This is a genomic window from Halosolutus halophilus (genome assembly GCF_022869805.1).
In the GTDB taxonomy this organism is placed as follows: domain Archaea; phylum Halobacteriota; class Halobacteria; order Halobacteriales; family Natrialbaceae; genus Halosolutus; species Halosolutus halophilus.
On record NZ_CP094974.1, the window covers coordinates 797,418 to 815,582 of the forward strand.

General features: G+C 56.9%; 14 protein-coding genes and 6 pseudogenes. 16 read left to right on the forward strand and 4 right to left on the reverse strand.

Annotated elements, in window-relative coordinates:
- Positions 1–33 precede the first annotated feature (33 nt).
- The 13 genes and pseudogenes from MUG98_RS03855 to MUG98_RS03915 all read left to right on the forward strand — a co-directional run.
- Positions 34–1,173 carry a hypothetical protein gene (locus MUG98_RS03855; RefSeq protein ID WP_265110847.1) on the forward strand — a complete coding sequence of 380 codons (1,140 nt, stop codon included), beginning with the start codon at positions 34–36 and terminating at the stop codon, positions 1,171–1,173.
- 75 nt (positions 1,174–1,248) lie between these two features.
- Entirely contained in the window at positions 1,249–2,415 is a 1,167-nt protein-coding gene (locus tag MUG98_RS03860; RefSeq protein ID WP_265110848.1) for a mandelate racemase/muconate lactonizing enzyme family protein, read from the forward strand.
- 155 nt (positions 2,416–2,570) lie between these two features.
- Positions 2,571–3,413: an SDR family NAD(P)-dependent oxidoreductase gene (locus MUG98_RS03865; RefSeq protein ID WP_265110849.1), complete on the forward strand. Its 843-nt coding sequence runs from the start codon at positions 2,571–2,573 to the stop codon at positions 3,411–3,413.
- On the forward strand, positions 3,410–4,069 hold the full coding sequence (locus tag MUG98_RS03870) for a carbohydrate-binding family 9-like protein (protein WP_265110850.1): 660 nt from the start codon (positions 3,410–3,412) through the stop codon (positions 4,067–4,069). The genes MUG98_RS03865 and MUG98_RS03870 overlap by 4 nt, the downstream gene beginning before the upstream one ends.
- A gap of 47 nt (positions 4,070–4,116) precedes the next feature.
- Entirely contained in the window at positions 4,117–4,494 is a 378-nt protein-coding gene (locus tag MUG98_RS03875) for a RidA family protein (RefSeq protein WP_265110851.1), read from the forward strand.
- A 300-nt stretch (positions 4,495–4,794) separates the two neighbouring features.
- On the forward strand, positions 4,795–6,207 hold the full coding sequence (locus MUG98_RS03880; RefSeq protein WP_265110852.1) for a Gfo/Idh/MocA family protein: 1,413 nt from the start codon (positions 4,795–4,797) through the stop codon (positions 6,205–6,207).
- A 147-nt stretch (positions 6,208–6,354) separates the two neighbouring features.
- On the forward strand, positions 6,355–7,950 hold the full coding sequence (locus MUG98_RS03885; protein ID WP_265110853.1) for a beta-N-acetylhexosaminidase: 1,596 nt from the start codon (positions 6,355–6,357) through the stop codon (positions 7,948–7,950).
- Between the two features lie 120 nt (positions 7,951–8,070).
- Positions 8,071–8,241 (forward strand): annotated as a pseudogene (locus MUG98_RS03890) (transposase); the annotation flags it as partial.
- 55 nt (positions 8,242–8,296) lie between these two features.
- A pseudogene (locus MUG98_RS03895) lies at positions 8,297–8,895 on the forward strand (IS6 family transposase).
- A gap of 3 nt (positions 8,896–8,898) precedes the next feature.
- A pseudogene (locus tag MUG98_RS25225) lies at positions 8,899–9,012 on the forward strand (hypothetical protein); the annotation flags it as partial.
- A 30-nt stretch (positions 9,013–9,042) separates the two neighbouring features.
- Positions 9,043–9,237 (forward strand): annotated as a pseudogene (locus MUG98_RS03905) (hypothetical protein); the annotation flags it as partial.
- Between the two features lie 277 nt (positions 9,238–9,514).
- Positions 9,515–9,682, forward strand: a complete 168-nt coding sequence (locus MUG98_RS03910) for a hypothetical protein (RefSeq protein ID WP_265110854.1) — start codon at positions 9,515–9,517, stop codon at positions 9,680–9,682.
- 81 nt (positions 9,683–9,763) lie between these two features.
- Positions 9,764–10,078, forward strand: a pseudogene (locus tag MUG98_RS03915) (transposase); the annotation flags it as partial.
- A gap of 823 nt (positions 10,079–10,901) precedes the next feature.
- Here the strand turns inward: MUG98_RS03915 and MUG98_RS03920 are convergent.
- A complete protein-coding gene (locus tag MUG98_RS03920; RefSeq protein ID WP_265110855.1) occupies positions 10,902–11,195 on the reverse strand; it encodes an amphi-Trp domain-containing protein in 294 nt (97 codons plus the stop codon).
- 1,127 nt (positions 11,196–12,322) lie between these two features.
- Positions 12,323–12,667, reverse strand: a complete 345-nt coding sequence (locus MUG98_RS03925) for a DUF5789 family protein (RefSeq protein WP_265110856.1) — start codon at positions 12,665–12,667, stop codon at positions 12,323–12,325.
- Positions 12,668–13,107: 440 nt separating this feature from the next.
- On the opposite strand from MUG98_RS03925, the gene MUG98_RS03930 reads away from it, so the two are divergent.
- Positions 13,108–14,505, forward strand: a complete 1,398-nt coding sequence (locus MUG98_RS03930) for a beta-alanine-activating enzyme beta-propeller domain-containing protein (RefSeq protein WP_265110857.1) — start codon at positions 13,108–13,110, stop codon at positions 14,503–14,505.
- A 153-nt stretch (positions 14,506–14,658) separates the two neighbouring features.
- Here MUG98_RS03930 and MUG98_RS03935 read toward each other — a convergent pair.
- Positions 14,659–14,942: pseudogene (locus MUG98_RS03935) on the reverse strand (IS5/IS1182 family transposase); the annotation flags it as partial.
- A 43-nt stretch (positions 14,943–14,985) separates the two neighbouring features.
- Here MUG98_RS03935 and MUG98_RS03940 point away from each other — a divergent pair.
- A complete protein-coding gene (locus MUG98_RS03940; RefSeq protein WP_265110858.1) occupies positions 14,986–15,189 on the forward strand; it encodes a hypothetical protein in 204 nt (67 codons plus the stop codon).
- A gap of 480 nt (positions 15,190–15,669) precedes the next feature.
- Positions 15,670–16,935 (forward strand): PQQ-binding-like beta-propeller repeat protein, encoded by a 1,266-nt coding sequence (locus MUG98_RS03945; protein WP_265110859.1) that lies wholly within the window; start codon positions 15,670–15,672, stop codon positions 16,933–16,935.
- A 257-nt stretch (positions 16,936–17,192) separates the two neighbouring features.
- Here the strand turns inward: MUG98_RS03945 and MUG98_RS03950 are convergent, their stop codons facing one another.
- Positions 17,193–17,660 carry a hypothetical protein gene (locus MUG98_RS03950; protein ID WP_265110860.1) on the reverse strand — a complete coding sequence of 156 codons (468 nt, stop codon included), beginning with the start codon at positions 17,658–17,660 and terminating at the stop codon, positions 17,193–17,195.
- Positions 17,661–18,165: the final 505 nt, after the last annotated feature.

The window sequence follows — 18,165 nt, forward strand, 5'->3', positions numbered from 1 at the left end:
AACCACTAACACGGGTCCGTTCGTACGACCATTATGGAGTTCGCGATCTGGGGCTATCCCTGGGACGTTCGGGACGAGGGGCCCACCCGTGTCGCCGCTCGCCTCCGCGAGATCGGTGTCTCTGAACTGAATCTGGCAACCAATTACCACACCGTCCAAGCGTTCACACCGCACAATCCGACCCGCCGAACGCACTTCGCTCGGGCGAGTTCGTACTTCAGACCCGATGGCCGATATGGCCGGGTAGAGCCGACGCCCTACGAGGGAATGGAGGGAGACTGGATCGACGAGATCGCCGCCCAACTTCCTGAGTTCACCCTGACCTCGTGGACCGTTGGATGTCACAACTCCCGCCTGGGAATGGCCGCTCCCGACCTCACGCTCGAGTCACCTCATGGCGATGATCTCGTTTTCGGACTCTGTCCGACGAATCCGGCTGTGCAAGAGTACCTCGTCGCCGTAGTCGGGGACCTGGCCGATCGCGACCACTTCGACCGAATCGAACTAGAGACGTTCGATTACTTCTACGGCACCGGGTTTGGCTGGCATCACCAGAAGATCCATGCGCGCCTCGGCACCCTCGGCGAATTTCTCCTTGGGTTGTGTTTCTGCGAGTATTGTCGGGCGGCGGCAGCGGACGCCGGAATCGATGTCGAGACAGTCCGGGAAACGGCTGCGCGAACGCTTGATCACATCGTTGCCGGCCGCGTGCCCCACGACCTCAATCCGGACCGGTGGCTTCGAGCCCAGCCGGCAGTCGCCGACTACGTCGATATTCGGGAGCAGACCCTCATCGACCTGTATGCCGACCTCGCCGACGCCGCGGGTGACACCCCACTCGGCTACTATGCCGGCATGCCGGAACCCGGCCGCGAGTGGCTCGTGGGGGCGGATCTGAACCGGTTGGCTGACTACGTCGATTATTACTGCGTTCCGGCGTATGAATCCTCTCGGGACGCCGTGCTCGACGCGTACCGGACCGTCAACGAGCTGACGCCGGAGATCCCAATCCACGTCGGCGTGCTGCCCGGCCATCCCGCGATCCATGACGAGGCGACCGTCGTTGACATTGTCGACGGATTACGGTCGATCGGTGTCCGGCGGGTGTCGTTTTACAATTACGGACTTCTGCCGGACCGATCGCTCGAGTGGATCGAGTCGGCAACGCGCTAAGAGCGCCGGGGTAGCAGTTCACCTCGATGCCGGCGAGACGGTATCTTCATTGTGGTTCACGAATCAGCACTGTGCATGGAGATCACAGACGTGACTGCGACGACCGTCGACGTACCGCTGATCGAGTTGGACGAGACGCTCGGCATCGGGCCGTATGTGACCAACCACGGCCAGGTCGAGTCGATGGAACGCGTGCTCGTCCGCGTCGAGACGGATGCGGGCATCGCTGGCTGGGGGGAAATGCGGACCTTTCTCTCGGCCGAAGCGACGGAATCCGTCCTCGAGGACGGCATTGGGCCACTGATCGAGGGCCAGTCGCCGTTCGAGGTCGAACGGCTCCGCCGACAGGTGTTCATCGAGTACACCAATATCGAACTGTTTTTCGCCGCTGTCGAGACGGCCTGCTGGGATATCGTTGGGAAAGCACTGAACAAGCCCGTGTGCGAGCTGCTCGGTGGCGCGACCGCGCCCGAGCAGACGGAAGCGATGAATGCCGACGCGGCTGACGCGGAGTCCCGACCCGATCGTGAGGTGGAGTTCGCGTTCTGTCTCGGGATCCTCTCGCCCGAGGAGTCGCGCCGCAAAGCATGCGAAGCGCTCGAGGCTGGCTTCTCGGTGCTCAAGACGAAAGCCGGCCGCGACTGGCAGCAAGACGTCGCCCGCATTGAGGCGATGCACGACGAGGTTGATGGGCAACTCGAGTTCCGGCTCGATCCCAACCAAGGATGGACGCTCGATGAAGCCGTTCGCGTCGGCGCTGCGCTCGAAGATTCGGGCATCTATCTCCAGTATATGGAGCAGCCGATTCGTGTCAACAACCACACCTCCCTCGCAACGCTTCGCCAGCGGTTACGACAACCCATCGCGCCAAACGAGGATACCTACATCCCGAACAACCTCCGGTCGCTCATCACGACCGGAGCGATGGACGTCGCTGTCCTGGATCTCACCCCGGCGGGCGGCATCGCTGGCCTCCGCCAGCAGGCGGCCATCGTCGAGGACGCCGGCGTCCCATATACACATCACTGCGCGTTCGACCTCGGGATTCGAACGGCCGCGATCCTCCATGCTGTCCACGGGCTTCCGGGCTTTTCGCTCCCGCCGGATACGACCTACTACGCGTGGGAGGAGGATATCCTCACGGACCCGTTCGAACTCGCCGACGGCCGGATGACCGTCCCGGATGCGCCTGGACTTGGCGTCGACATCGATCTAGACACGATCGAGAAGTTCCAGGTGTAACGCCTGCCTGCCACGTACTGGGAAACCGCATCGGTGACCTGTCGGGGGATACTGATGCGAATCCAACGAGTCGACGACGAGACGGAGCCCGTCGGATGCGCGTGATCGACAGTGAGGGAAATCTATTTTATACCTGAAAGAGTATAACAAATCGCATGGTCGAGTTGTCTTTAGCTGACCGTCCGGCTATCGTTACCGGTGCATCACGAGGGATTGGCCGCCAGATCGCAACGACGTTCGCCGCTGCTGGCGGCGACGTGGCCATCTGCTCGCGGTCGTACGAGGACGTCGAATCGATCGCTGCACAGATCACGGCCCAACACGACGGGCGCGTTGTCCCCGTCGAATGTGACGTGACGAACGCTGACGAGGTTGCGAATCTGGTCGAGACCACGATCGAAGAGTTCGGCGATCTCCGTGTGCTCGTGAACAACGCCGGCGGCTCGGTCGAATCGGCGGATCTCCTCCATCGGTGCGACGAAGAGACGTATGAGTGGTTGCTCGAGCTCAACCTGAAGGGGCCGTATCTGCTTGCTCGGGAAGTGCTCCCCGCGATGATCGCTGCGGGGGGCGGTTCGATGATTCATGTGGGGTCAGTCAACGGCTTATTCGGCATCGGTCTTGCAGGCTACTCCGAGGCGAAGAGCGGACTGCTTGCCCTCTCACGGAATATTGCGACCCACTACGGCCAGTATGGCATCCGGTCGAACGTCCTCTCCGCCGGGACGATCGAAACACAGAATCGCAAGGATGAGATGGAGAACACCGAAGAACGAACGGACGAGACCAGCGCTCGCGATCGCTGGCTCGACCAGTATCCGTTAGGTCGGTTCGGTCGCCCGGAGGAGGTCGCAGATACCGCCCTCTTTCTCGCCACGGAGCGGGCCGGCTTCATCACGGGTGAAAATATCGTCGTCGATGGTGGCCTCACGGTTAGCCTGCCGACCTCGTTCCAAAATGAAATTTATCAAGCAAATGATCCGCCCGCCGAGCGATGAAACGCTGTCGGATCAGTCGGGTCGATGAGCCGGTCCCCCTTACAGGGAAAGTAACGGACACGCCGTGGGAAGCCGCAGATCCAGTTCGGATACATGAATATCCATGGGGCGTTCCGGGCCCGAAGCGGTCGACAGTTGTCCGATCGGTATACGATGAGGACGCGCTGTACCTGCAGTATCGCGCGGACGACGCGATCATCCGTGCAGAGACAGTAGAACTCAACGGGCCAGTCTGGGAAGACAGCTGTGTCGAATTTTTTGCGACAATCGACCCCCAGCGTAGACCGCACTACATCAACTTCGAAGTCAACTGTATCGGAGCATTCCGGCTCGGATTCGGCCCAAATCGGCACACCCGGGAACTGATCACCGCTGACCAAGCAGCGTCGATTCGGGTCGCATCCTCCCTCGACGAACGTTTAGCGGCGAACTCCGCGGATGACAACCAGTGGTGGGTTGCCGTCGCGCTTCCGTTCGAGACGCTCGCAACCGTCACCGGGAGTTCGATCTCGCCGAGCGAAGGGACAGTCTGGCAAGGGAATTTTCATCGGCTCGGGCCATGTGAGACCTCGTTCTTCGCCACATGGTGCCCGGTCAATACACCCGAACCGGATTTCCACCAGTCATCGGCGTTCGGCCAACTCGTCTTCAAGTAAACTAGCAAACCGACAGATTCAATGGAGAGGTGTGAGATATCGGAACTATGGAAGAGATCGTTACTGATGACGCTCCCGATGCGATCGGACCGTACTCACAAGGGATCAAAGATGGGAACCGGATCTATGTGTCCGGACAGGGACCGGTTGATCCCGAGACCGGGGAAGTCGTCTCAGAGGATATCAGTGAACAGACCGAACAGACGCTCGAGAACATCGCAGCGATCCTGGAAGCCGGCGGCGCGTCCCTCGATGATGTCCTGAAGGCAAACGTATACGTTACCGATATGGATGACTATGACGACGTAAACGAGGTGTACGCGGAGTACATGACCGACCCGTATCCGGCACGAGCGGCCGTGGAAGTCTCAAGACTTCCAATTGAGATCGGCGTCGAGATCGAAGTCACTGCACGCGTCGAGTAGGTGGTGAGGCGGTGACGGGGTTTTAGATTCGATCGAAACCGTACTGGAGAGCGGTTTTTGCGTGCTCGTGCCAGAAATCGGTACCGTACGGCTTCTCGCTTCCCGAGTAACGGACGTTGATGGCGGAGAGAAACAGTGCCGAATCTGTCTCGGTGGTGCATCGTCGGATCGGACCGGTGGCGTTTGAGCCACTGAGAGGTGGGAAACCGGCAGGTGAATTTTATTCATCTTCTAATATATAATATATATAGAATTTCAGGAAACACTTATTATAACCAATGTGGACGATTGGCATGCGCCATGAATCGACGCAACTATCTGAAAGGAGTCGCAGGCGCTGCTAGTATCGTTACCGTGTCACACACGGGTGCTGCACAGGAATGGAGCGACGGTCACCTGCGGGACGGCAAAGAGTTGCCGAATGAGACACCGCCGCGAAAAGGGGAGTCGGTAATCGGGCTCACCGACCAGATCGATACAGTCAACGCGGGGATCATCGGACTCGGGAACAGAGGCTCCTCGATGACGCAGCTCATCGATGCGATGTACCCGGAGAAGGGCGAAATCCGGGCCATCTGTGACATCCGCGAAGAGGCCGTCAAGAGCATGTATTCCTGGATCGACGAGGAAGGAGAGAACGACACCGAGAACGTGGCTACATACTCGGGATCGAAAAACAGCTGGAAGAAGCTGGTACAGCGCGATGATCTCGACCTCGTCTTCGTATTTACGCACCATCAGGCCCATACGCCGATGGCGGAGTATGCTATGAAGAAGGGAAAGCACGTGGCTGTCGAAGTGCCTGCGGCGACATCGATCAAGGAGTGTTGGACCCTCGTTGAGACCGCTGAGCAGACCCAGCAGCAGTGTATGATGCTGGAGAACGTCTGTTACTTCGACGAGGAGCTGTGGATTACCAATATGGTTCAGGAAGGCGTGTTCGGTGACCAGTTGAACTACGCCTCTGGGGGATATATTCACAACCTGGTGTCCCACTACTTCTTCCAGGCGTACTGGAACGACTGGCGGGCGAAGAATCACCTCCAGTACAAGGGCGATCTGTACCCGACTCATGGGCTAGGCCCCATTGCGTTCTATATGGGACTCAACCGTGGCGATCAAATGGAGTACATTGCGAGCCAGGAGAGTCCGGAGAGCAGGCTGACCCAGCGGGCGCAGGAACTCCCCGAGGACCACTGGGCTCACGGCATCGATGACTGGGCCAACGGCGACACGACGCGATCGGAGATCATAACGAATCAGGGGCGCCAGATCCACCTCCAGTTCGACGTCAAGACCAACCGCGGCTACAGTCGCAAGAACGAACTCGCGGGGTCAGAAGCCTACCACGAAGGCTTCCCGAGCCAGCTGGCCCTCAACAGCGAAGGCCATGGGTTCGTCGACGACGAGACCTACGATGACTACTATGAGGAGTACCGCCATCCGCTCTGGAAAGAGATGGAAGAGATTGCCGAGGAGTACGGTGGTCATGGCGGCGGCGACTTCCTCGAGATCTACCGCTTGTTCGACGCGTTCAACGAGGGGCGCCCCCTCGATATGGACGTCTACGACGCCGCTGCGTGGAGCGCAGTCCGGCCGTTGTCCGCGATCTCGATCGAACACGGCGGCAAACCGGTGAAGTTCCCTGACTTCACTCGTGGCGCGTGGAAAGAGGACCGCGAACTGCAGGTCATGGACTTCGATACGATTTGAGGACCTGTTCTCCTTTTTGAGATGCGACGCCGCGCGCCATCATTTATAAAGTAATTAAAGTCATATAAAATAATACTATTTGTTATTTATTTATAGTAGTAAATATTACATAACTTTTTAGTAATGAGGTGTGGAATAGCACTTTATATGTCAAATACTGGCATGGGACGACGCAGAGCCCTGCAAACGATTGGTGGCATCGGCACCCTCTCATTCGGGATTGGATCCGCTGCAGCACAAGGATCCGGGAGCAGTGACACACGTCGTGTGGAGAATATTGTGCCTATACCGGTCGAAACTGAAGTGACAAGCGCTGGTTACGAGATTACCGACGAGACGGCGATCTACGTCGGTGAGACGCCAGCGACGGATGTTGCGAAATATCTGGCCAACTTCTTCCGGACACCGACAGGTTACGAACTTCCTATCCGCAAGCGGCCACCTCGAGGGTCGACCGGCGGCATCTCGTTGCGACTCGCCGGCGCGTCTGATGAGGTCGGTGAGGAGGGGTATCGCTTGCAGGTCAACCCCAGCGGGGTGACGATTCGTGCCAACGCGCCAGCCGGGCTGTTCGCCGGTGTACAGACACTCCGTCAACTCCTGCCGCCCGCAGTTGAGGCTGACTCGGTACGGGCAGCCGACTGGACCGTACCCGGCGTCCAGATTCGGGATTATCCACGGTTCGCCTACCGGGGTGCACACTTGGATGTTGCACGGCACTTCTTCGATGTCGATGACGTCAAACAGTACATCGATTATCTCGCCCAGTATAAGGCGAACCACCTGCATCTACATCTCACTGACGATCAGGGCTGGCGCATTGAGATCGAGAGTTGGCCGAAACTCACCGAGATCGGCGGCTCCACAGAGGTCGGCGGCGGTGAGGGTGGCTTCTACACCCAAGACGAGTACCGCGAAATCGTTGAGTACGCACACGAACGATTTATTACCGTTGTCCCGGAGATCGACATGCCGGGGCATACCAATGCGGCGCTGGCCTCGTACGCTGAACTCAACTGCGATGGCGAGCGGGAAGATCTCTACACTGGCACGCAGGTTGGATTCAGTTCACTGTGTGTTGACAAGGAGATCACCTATGAGTTCGTTGATGATGTGATCCGCGAGGTGGCAGAACTCACACCCGGACCGTACATCCATATTGGCGGCGACGAAGCCTACGTCATCACCGATGAAGAATATAACTACTTCATGGAACGAGCAATCGACATTGTCCGAGACCATGGAAAACGTCCCCTGGGCTGGCACCAGATCCTCGGGCCTGATCCGGAAACCGACGTGATTCCCCAGTACTGGTATCCGGGGAGCGAGGCCCCAGAAGTCGCCGAGGCCGCACAGAAGGGGAATGAAATCATCGCTTCCCCCGCGAGCCGTGCCTACCTCGATATGAAATACCACGAGGACACCGAACTCGGTCTCGACTGGGCAGGGCTCACATCTGTGAGAGAGGCCTACGACTGGGATCCTGGGACGTTCATCGAAGGAGTTAACGAGTCATCAATTATGGGTCCTGAGACGGCACTTTGGGCCGAGACCCTAGAGACGCTGGACGACATCGAGTTCATGCTGTTCCCCAGGTTCCCTGCTATCGCCGAACTTGGATGGTCACCTGATACCAAAACTGACGACTGGGAGTCGTTCCGCGAACGGTTGGCTACTCAAGGTCCACGCTGGGATATCCAAGATATCAACTATTACGGATCGTCACAGCTTCCCTGGCCATAATCCGCACAGAGGTGTATCCGTTAATCTGGTCCACGCTCTTCGGAAGCAGATTATTGATCGAACAGAGCTGGTGCTGTGAAAGCGTAGCGGGCAAGGGCGATGCGTCAACATCACCCGACTATGTTCCCAGTTGAAGTGTTTCGCTCGGAGGCGAGCGCCGCGAACCTGCTCCAGCAGGTTCGCTGGCGCGAGGGCCTCCAGTGCCCGCGCTGCCAGTCTGAATCGGTGATCAAGTACGGCAGCTATCGAGAGTATCAGCGGTATCGCTGTAAAAATTGTGGACGCACGTTCAGGCGCTGTTCAGATTAGAGTTTGAAGGAGTGAGGCGGTAGAATTCAGAGTGGTTATGCCAGAATTCGACCGCCTCACCGGAGCTAGCATCGGGATTGAATTAGATTTTGTGGAGCGCGAGCAGACACCGCGTGAGCTGATGCAGCCGAGTATCCAGCTCCAGCTACGCGGATTATCACTTTCGGATACTGTATCTGTCTTGGAGAGTTTCGGTGTCGAGCGGGCCCGATCCACGATTCATAACTGGGTGCAAAAAGCCGATCTACAGCCGGTCGGTGGCAACCAAACGGATCACGTCGCGCTCGACGAAACCGTGATCCATCTCAACGATCAACGCTACTGGCTGTACGCTGCTATCGATCCAAAACGAACGAATTTCGCCATGCCAGTCTGTTTTCGACGCGGAACGAAGGAGTTACCTCGATCTTTCTCTCCGCACTCATCGATTCCGGGTCATGGCTCAAAGCAGCACTCTATCGACACGGACTCCGATTTCGACATGAAAAACACGGAAATCGGAACGCTATCGAACATCTCTTCCAAAAGATACCACGTCGTATCTCTCAATTTGGAAACTACTTCAGAAATGCCGATCCAACAACCGCTGAAACATGGTTGCAGAGCTACGCATACTGCTGGAACCAACTCATCTGAACAATGCCTCGTAGTACCACAACGTTCATTCCGGTTGGGCAAGCCCCTCACTACGTGCAGATCAGCGTCATCGGGAGCGGCTACGTGGAGACGACGATCGCGGCCTGTGTCGCGGAGGTTGGGCACGAGGTGACCGCGATTGACATCGACCCGGGGTACGTCGAGAACCCGATCCCCGAGGCCGTCTACGTCCACGATACGTGTGCCGATACGTCGGCGTTCGAAGCCGCGACCGGCTGGGCACCCGCGATCGACTTCGAAGAAGGACTTCGACGCGTCTGTGCACAGTACACTGACGCCACAGCGGAGACAGAAGCCGCGGCAGAGTCGTCGTCCCAGTAATCCGAGCAGCGCACGTTCTCCGGACTGCTTTGCGTGGGCACGTGCTGTGGCTCTCAGCCGGTGAATTCAGCCTCGAAAGGAGGGCGATCCATGGCGGCCCAGAAAACGACACCACGGGCTTTGTTGAAAGCTCATCCTTCAGATGTGTTTTTGACTGAAACAACTGTTATGTAGATGTGCGAATGGAACATAGGTTGACGATTTTCAAACTCGAATTCAGTATCTCGATATAGTTGAAAACAGAATATTTACGTCGACAATATTTTGATGTAGTCGTATGTCCGATCGCACCGATCGATTACTCGCCGTGCTTGTCGTGCTGGTGGCATTGTTGGTCCTGTCCGCACCGAATCTAACCGGAAATGATCTGGGGCTGATCATACCAAATCTGATCGCAATTTTCGCTCTACTGTATGGACTGATCGCACTGGTGAGAACGTCCTGACGAACCTATCCAAATTGATACGTCTGCGCCCTATACGTAACACGGCCACCGGGAACCTATCATGACTGGAGGATTTCAACAGAGCCGATCAAGCGCAATCCCGGGGCGATTGACATTCTTCTCGGTGACAAAGGATATGACGACCAGAAAATCAGACTACTTGCTCGTCAATACGAGGTTCGTCCCCTGATCAAGCATCGTGAGTTCACGACGCTTCATAAGGTACGGAACGCACGCTTAGACGCTGATCTCTACGGACAGCGGAGTCAATCAGAGACAGTCAACTCAACGCTCAAGCGGAAATCCGGCGCGTTCGTTCGCTCACGATGATGGTGGAAGCAGTTCCGTGAACTCACCATCGCTTGTCTCATCCATGATATCGACCGATCACTCTGAACGGTCAGTACAGGCGTCGAAGTTAACAACCCAAGTTGAACGAGTTTCTCCTATTCGTCTGACCGAGGGGCAATCCGGATGAAGTCTGCCGCGACACTCTCGTCTGAGGAAACTGATTCGTGCGAGACTGGCTGAGCAGGTGTCCCGACATCCTTGACCGGCTCAGAAAGCACGGTGATGAGGTATCCGGTGTCGGAAAAGACATCGGACTCCGAATTCACGTGGAGTAACACGTTTCTCTGGTTATCTCGGTGTTGCAGATCAGCAGTGATACCGATATCCGATCCCGTGGGTCGGTTCACTGGAGTGGGACTGGAACTCGACTCTCCGTCTTCCCGAGGAGACTGTCGCGTCGACGTACGGTTGGCTTCATCATCGGGCGCCGCGACCGGAATCTCGGTAAGTTGCGATTCTTCGCTGCTGTCTAATTGTGCAACTCCGTCGATTGAGAGGTCGTCAGGGACGCTTGCAGTCGTTGAACACCAGTATGCGAGACTCACGTGCTCATCTCGCTTGTTTCGCGCGTAAAGTGGGACGCGATCAGGGAGAGCAGAGCCAGCCCTACCCACGAGTCCGGCACAGCCCGCTAAACTCCCGGTGAGGACAACACCGGAAGTTCTGAGGAGACCCCGCCGGCTGAATCCACTCATGTTTCTCATGTTCTATTGAGGCTGCAAGTATATTCTGTAAACGTAGTATCCAAAATTGCTATAATTCGCCCTCTTCAACGACTGGCTGTTTCATACTGTGTGGTGTCTGAAGAATAGAATTTCAACAGAGCCGTAGATTCGTAATCAGTGGAATCCTGCGGCCGCCAATCGTGTCATTCGTCCGCTGAGACCGGTTCGCCGTCTTCCATCCGCCATTCGAGTTCGACTTCTAACTCAGCCTCGTCGTCGGTAACCTCGTACTCGACTTCCAGTTCGAAGTGCTCTGGAACCGCGACTGTGAAACCGTTGTCTCCTTCGATGTCGATTGTCCCGTTCTCCACACCATCGGCGACTTCGCGGAGGATCCTCGCACCGTCTGCCCGACTCATCACTTGCTCACCTTCACGTTCCGTCTCATCGTCTGCTGATTCCGCTTCGGTCTTGGATTCTTCGTCGTCGTTTCCCATACCGAACGTGCAACGGCTGTCAATAAAATATCTCGGCCTTCATATCTGCACAACCTGATCGGTGGTGGTCACCACTTCTATCGGAGCACCATCGGAAGGATCCTTACTGTCTCAAGTGGTAAGTCTATCTCCTGTACTGAGCGATCACCACCGTCGGAAATCAAGCCGAATCTCATGCGACGTTCGCGCCTTCTATTCAGCAGCCCCTGGCCGAACTACCGACCTGCTGTCAGGAACGGAATGCGAGATACAGAGGATGAGTTCAGCACATGACTTTCGTTTGTTTCACGCTGAAGTCACTGAACCGACTGCTCAGTAGACGTGCATACTTATCGTGAGAAACGCTCTCTGGAATTCAACCCAAAGGCTCTTATCATAGGTATTATTAGTTACTGAACATGTCTGGTATGCCCTCCCGCCGCACTATTCTCAGCCTGATAACGGTGAGTGGAATCGGAGGGATTGCCGGGTGTAGCGATGTGATTAACTCAGAGAAACCTGCACACACTGTGAGTGTCTACTTGCATAATCGAAATGCTGTCCGTGATGTCACCGTCACGGTCAAAGAGGATATGGAGCGGTTGTGTTCGAACGGGATTACTCCCTTTCCGACGACAATGAAGCACATGAGGACGCAACGTTCCCCGAGTCAACCAATCCACATACCGTCGTCGTGACTGTCGATGGAAAACAGTTCAAACAGCCGTGGCCGGAATTCAACGACCCGAACAATCAGTGTTCCAAAGGGAATTGGGAAGGTATCGAAGTCTGGATTAAAGGTGCTCCGAGGGAATCCCCGACTGTTCTTTTAACAGGCAATTGCCAACATGTTACGATTGAATAATGATGGCATCTATCAAAAGAACAAACACCACTTCTGAACGTTGTTCTATACACGCCCTATACTGAGCGATCACCACTTTCGTAGACCGAACCGGATCTCGTACCACATTCGCGCCCTTTATTCAGCAGACGAGATCAGAATTAACGAGGAGTTGACAAGAGCGGCGTGCTGAATAGAGAGGGTATATGCAGCAGAACGACTCCGTTTATTTCGCGCCGAAAGCGGTGCATCACCCGCTCACTAAACGTACGAATCTAACCCTGCCGCCAGCCTCGCAGGCGGTTTAGAACGACTCTTGGTGGCGCAGACCCTCCTGATCGGGTGCACCTTCGTCCTGGCGGTCCTCGCCGGGGGCGGGCGGCGTTCGGTCGCTGTAGTTCTTGCGTCCGATCGCCTCGTCGCCGACCATGTTCATGATCGTCTGTTTGACCTCCATCTCGGAGTCGTAGATGCCCTGATTGAGCGGTTCGAGGAGGTCGGCGAACGTCGCCCGTCCGTTGCCGAACTCGAGTTCGTGATCCCTGTAGGCCTCGAGCAGGTCCTCCTTGCTCGCCGGGTACTCGTGAGTTTCGAGCTTCTCATGGAGGTCGCCCAGATCGACGCCTTGCTCGCGGCTGCGGTCGCTCATGGGTAGATGGTTGACGTTCGATGGAATACAATCCCACCTTGCAAGTGCGCACCGACGCGAACGATACAAGACGCGTCCTCACGTTCCAGTGATCGTTCTGTCTGGAATGAGTGAAAACTTCATCGAATCCCGTGATCTCAATGAAGATGCTAACGAAGATGGAATCCTCGAAAACCGGTTGATCCCGGCGAGTTCGTCGAGGTAATTCGGCCATTCGAGAAGTTCCGGTTTGCAGTTATGATAGAGGACTGATGGCGACCGATTCAATGGTAACCCCTTCCCTTCCTCTGTACTAAGCGATTCGGCCCGTCACAATTTCTGTGGAGTACCGTGCGACATTCGCGCTATGGATTCAGCACGGCTCTATCAACATCTATATTTCCTGATGAAAGCATTCACGTTAGGTTTGCAGATCTACGTAACAGCTGTTTCAGACAAGATTGTATCTGAAGAATAGGATCTCAACAGAGCCGCGCCTCGCTATTATCGTCGCTAACGAAGACTTATGGTCAATCGATTGGAACGTAGGGGCGATGCGACCACCCCATGGGAGATCACGCACCACCGACCCGACCGGAGACGGTGCGACGACCCCCTCGTCGCCTGCGACTGTGCGAGGGACGACCCGACGGCGCATGCTGCTGACCGCGGGCGCCGGCATCGCGTCGATCGCCGGTGTCCGCTCGACGCAGGCGACACAGACCACCGGATGTGACGAACGGTGGCACTTCGAAACCGGTGAACACGTTCACTCGTCACCGACGGTCGTCGACGGCACCGTCTTCGTCGGGAGTGGGGACAATAACCTGTACGCGGTGGACGCCGAAACGGGTGACGAACAGTGGCACTTCGAAACTGATGGCCCCGTCGGCCACGTCCGATCGTCACCGACGGTCGTTGACGGTACCGTCTTCGTCGGGAGTTATGACGACAACCTGTACGCAGTGGATGCCGAGACGGGCGACGAACAGTGGCATTTCGAAACCGGCGCCAGTATAAGCTCGTCGCCAACGGTCGTCGACGGTACCGTCTTCGTCGGGAGTTCTGACCACAACCTGTACGCAGTGGATGCCGAGACTGGTGACGAACAGTGGCATTTCGAAACCGGTGCCAGGATACTCTCGTCGCCGATGGTGGTCGGCGGCACTGTCTTCGTTGGGAGTAATGACAACCACCTCTACGCAGTGGAGGCGGAGACGGGCAACGAACAGTGGCACTTCGAAACCGGTGGCGATATTCCCTCCTCGCCGACAGTGGCCGAGGAAACCGTCTTCGTTGGGAGTATGGATAACAACTTGTACGCAGTGGACGTCGCAACGGGTGACGAGCAGTGGCGCTTCGAAACCGGTGACGAGGTCTTCTCGTCGCCGACGGTGGTTGATGGGACCGCCTTCGTCGGGAGTGAGGACTACAACCTGTACGCAGTGGACGCCAAGACGGGTGAGAAACGGTGGCGCTTCGAAACCAGTGACCACGTTGTCTCGTCACCGACGGTGGCCGACAGCACGGTCTTCGTCGGGAGTCTGGACAACCACCTCTACGCAGTGGGCGCCGCAACGGGCGACGAGCAGTGGCGATTCAGAACCGGTGACCCGGTCTTCTCGTCGCCGACGGTGGTTGACGGCACTGTTTTCGTCGGAAGCTGGGACAATAACCTGTACGCAGTCGAGACAGGGGTCGCCGGATCGCGCGTTTGCCATGGGCAGTACACCACTCCGAGCGCTGACGACAGTATGTGGGGGGTTGCCGATGAGGTGCCGGGCTTCGGTGTTCCGGGTGCACTCACCGCCCTCGGCGGCGTGGCCTACCTGCTGAACCGGCGACGTACCGACGAGTGACTGTACGCACAGCGCTTCGCAGTCCAGAGCGTGCAGCGAGAAGGTGAGATGGTCTAAATAGCTATACTGAGCAATTCGACCCGTTCCGATTCCGATTGAGTCCGTGCTGAATATGCGCCCTGGGCCTTGTTTAGACGCGTGAAATCAGTGGTGTTAGAGCCTCACAGCTTGCTCGATGTTTCTGACGGCGGTCTTTAGGACGAGTTCTATGAACTGGCCAAACCACGTTCTCGCCGCAACATCTCGTCGAACCGATGTTTCAGTGCGAAGAAGATCGCGTCGACGATCGAGCGGCGGTGATAGACGTTCTCGTCGTGGTGAGCGTTGTACGCTTTGTCGAGTCCATAGAACGCACGATGTTTGATTACCGGGCGGATGCCAGCGTCCCTGAGTTCGTGCCACGGCGCGTCCCAGTCGTAGCTTTTGTCGGCGGTAATGTGTTGGGATGGATTTTTGACGGTTTACTTGTAACGAATCTATATGAGTGGTCTCCATCTCGTAGTTGGTGGGCTGGTCGGCACAATAATTGGTTCCATGTTTGGGACTGTTGGGGCATTCTTCGGACTCCTCGTCGGTCTATTTATCGGGGCGTACTTTTGGGAGGATTCGTCAAATGAGAATCAGCGCGTAGCAGAACTCGAACAGCGTGTGAACGAACTGGAAGGGGAATTAGAAGACGAGTGACACTGTTTTTGGGTGTGACGGTTGCTAATCGGTACGCTACCTCGTCGGCCTGTCCTGAGCGATCATCACTTTCGTAGATCGGTCACGATTTCGTGCCGCATTCGCGCTCGCTATTCAGCAGACGAGATCAGAACTGACGAGTCGTTGGCAAGAGCGGCGTGCTGAATAGAGAGGATGAGTTCAGCAGCTTGTACCGACTTCGGACGTCATATTGGTCCGGCCGGCCCCTGATGAGTAGTCGCGGCTAGCAGGATCAAATACTGGGGTTATCGTGCTGACTTGTCCGATGGCTACCATTGTTGGGTAAGAAAACACCATCACTGAGGTGAAAATATACGGCTACGGTTTATTTGAGGATCTGAGGAGCGAGAAGTGCGCATCCAACTCGCCCAGTACAACGGTAGACGTACTGGGTTTGAACAGAAAATAGCTATTTTACCTCACTGAAGACACTTATGCTATCGGTGATTCCATGCGATTATGGAACGACGAACGGCGCTCAAACTGGCGGGCGGGGCCGTTTTGGCCGGGAGTTCGATCGCCGGGGGATATCAGGTCGTCTCCGAACGTGGTACGTGCGATTCCGGCGCGAAAGGCCATCGGTGGTGCTACGGCGTCGGCGGGCGGCTTGACGCCGTTACGGACGGGACGCTGTTCGCACGGGAGCAATCTGCAGAAGAGAAACCGTGGTACGAACGTCGCTTGCAGTCTGAACCGGTAGCCGACGGGGAGGTCGTCGCTCTCGACGCCGCCACGGGTGAGGTCCAGTGGACGTATGGCGAGACGGGGCAAAACGACAGCTACACGGAGCTCGCAGTCGAAGACGGCGTGTACTTCGGCCACTGCGGCGACGACGATTGCACCGAGCTGATTGCAGTGGATGGGGACGGTGAGGAGCGCTGGACGCGGGACGTGCGCATCGGATATCGGCGTCCCATCGTGGCCGACGGGACCGTCTACGAGGATGGCCGACCGCTGCGTGCGCTCAACGCGGCCACGGGCGAAATACAGTGGACCTATCCGAAGGATCAGGACGGATCGGCCGCCGCGCTCCACGCCGCCGACGTCGTCTACGTGGGTTCCAACACCGCCATCGTCGCGCTCGATCCAGACGACGGAGCCGTTCGCTGGCAGTACGACCTCGGCGAGGACACCGTCGACACGTCGTTCGAGGACGGCGTCGCGTACGTAGTGACCGCCGAACAGGTCGCCGCAGTCGCGGACGGCGATCGGGTGTGGCGCTGGGAGTTCGACGTCGATGTCGACAGAGAGACGGAGATCGTCGGGATCGCTTCCAACCACCTGCTCGTGCTCTCCACCGATGGCAGCGGCGAGTACCGGCTCCACGCGTTCGACCTCGAAATGGGCGATCGATCCTGGGTCTCCGATCCGATCGAGAACCCGAATTCGGAGTACGATCCAGACGTCGCCGTCCACGATCAGAGAGCCTACGTCGGAGCAGCACAGCTCCGAGCACTCGACGCGGCAACGGGGAGCGAGCACTGGAACGTGGCACTCGACGCTGGGCCAGTCCAGTCGGTGACCGTCGGGGGAGCTGGCGTCGGCGGAGACCACGAGGTGTTCGTGCAGGTCGACGAACACCTGCTCGCCAGCTTCACGCAGGACGGCGAGCGGACGTGGGACGAGTCCGTCCCGGGGAGAATCTGGAACTACCTGGCCGACGAGTCCGTGTTCGTGGCGACGGACGAGGGAATCTTCACGCTGGATCGACAGGACAACCCATAGGACCTCGTCCAAGTGCTGTACGCATTGGCGAAGCGATTGATACGAGAGGTCCAGTCCCTCACAGATATTTAATCGCTACCTGCGCCTTGTCTCTTGCAGAGCTTCCACGAACGACCGAGCGACTGGCAGAAGCGATGTACGAGATATAGAGGATGTATCCATCACGGCGACTCGCATTATTTCACCTAATTGGCTCTGAACTATCCGGTATAGAGACGTGCTTATGTAATGTGATATCTTTCACAGTCAACTGGCGTTCACTTCCGTGTCCCACTGCCAGCGAGCCATCCGGCCAGCCCAAGCAGTATCAGCCCCGAAACGCCCGTAATAACAACCGGTTCTGTCGGGGTGTGGGTCGTTCCGGAGAATTTAATTCCCCACTCTATCCAGTGGATACCGACTATACCGAGGGCACCAGCCACACCGAGATGCCACCCGGTATGGTGGGCGTCGGTTGCCCAGCGATGAACGAGGTGCGCAGCAGCGGTACCGACCAGTCCGAGAAGAAAGAGTTCTGCGATAAACACCACTGGCGCAACGGCTTCTGGGTAATTCACCCCCAGTATCGTAGTAAGTCTCTTCGGATTGGACGGAAAGAGAAGAGACCATCGCCACGGACTCTCGAGCGTGTCAAGTGGAGCCGCCGCTCGAAGACCGTACACCCCTGCAAGGAGTACCGTAGCGAGAGTGGTATTCCGGAGAAACGAGTTCCACCGCGTATGCATCACCCATACTTCAGTCTACGATGTGATGATTATTTTGCCTGTACTTAGCGGTCATTAACGTCGCAAACCGAGTCGAATCTTGTGGCACATTCGCGCCTTATATTCAGCAGCGACTGGGCCTTATACCCAAATACTGACAGGAACTGGGTGCGAGATACAGAGGATGAGTTTAGGACGACGGCTTCGTTTGCTTCATCCCGAAGTCAATGAAGCAACTGTTCAGTAGATATGCGAATGGAACGCTGCGGAAGGACTCGAACATCCGCGGGCAAAGCGAGCGGTTCGCCGCCGGAGCGGGGTGAAACCTCGCAACGGTGGTTTTTTGACATCAACGGGTTTTACCGGGTTCGATCGAACGAGCGCAGCGAGTGAGAGAAGACCCCGGTAAAAGAGGGAGTTGTACTGATTGGTCGGCGCCACCGACTCTCTCACCTCACTGAATGACCAGCGTAGCAATTACAGCCGTATACGACACCGCTTCACTCCTTCAAACGCTAATCTGAAC

Excerpts from the sequence above, each read along its gene's own strand:
- MUG98_RS03885 (WP_265110853.1), top strand. The coding sequence starts at position 6,355 with ATGTCAAATACTGGCATGGGACGACGCAGAGCCCTGCAAACGATTGGT.
- MUG98_RS03865 (WP_265110849.1), top strand. The coding sequence starts at position 2,571 with ATGGTCGAGTTGTCTTTAGCTGACCGTCCGGCTATCGTTACCGGTGCA.
- MUG98_RS03880 (WP_265110852.1), top strand. The coding sequence starts at position 4,795 with ATGAATCGACGCAACTATCTGAAAGGAGTCGCAGGCGCTGCTAGTATC.
- MUG98_RS03945 (WP_265110859.1), top strand. The coding sequence starts at position 15,670 with ATGGAACGACGAACGGCGCTCAAACTGGCGGGCGGGGCCGTTTTGGCC.
- MUG98_RS03910 (WP_265110854.1), top strand. The coding sequence starts at position 9,515 with ATGTCCGATCGCACCGATCGATTACTCGCCGTGCTTGTCGTGCTGGTG.
- MUG98_RS03870 (WP_265110850.1), top strand. The coding sequence starts at position 3,410 with ATGAAACGCTGTCGGATCAGTCGGGTCGATGAGCCGGTCCCCCTTACA.
- MUG98_RS03855 (WP_265110847.1), top strand. The coding sequence starts at position 34 with ATGGAGTTCGCGATCTGGGGCTATCCCTGGGACGTTCGGGACGAGGGG.
- MUG98_RS03875 (WP_265110851.1), top strand. The coding sequence starts at position 4,117 with ATGGAAGAGATCGTTACTGATGACGCTCCCGATGCGATCGGACCGTAC.
- MUG98_RS03925 (WP_265110856.1), bottom strand. The coding sequence starts at position 12,667 with ATGAGCGACCGCAGCCGCGAGCAAGGCGTCGATCTGGGCGACCTCCAT.
- MUG98_RS03940 (WP_265110858.1), top strand. The coding sequence starts at position 14,986 with ATGAGTGGTCTCCATCTCGTAGTTGGTGGGCTGGTCGGCACAATAATT.
- MUG98_RS03950 (WP_265110860.1), bottom strand. The coding sequence starts at position 17,660 with ATGCATACGCGGTGGAACTCGTTTCTCCGGAATACCACTCTCGCTACG.
- MUG98_RS03860 (WP_265110848.1), top strand. The coding sequence starts at position 1,249 with ATGGAGATCACAGACGTGACTGCGACGACCGTCGACGTACCGCTGATC.
- MUG98_RS03920 (WP_265110855.1), bottom strand. The coding sequence starts at position 11,195 with ATGGGAAACGACGACGAAGAATCCAAGACCGAAGCGGAATCAGCAGAC.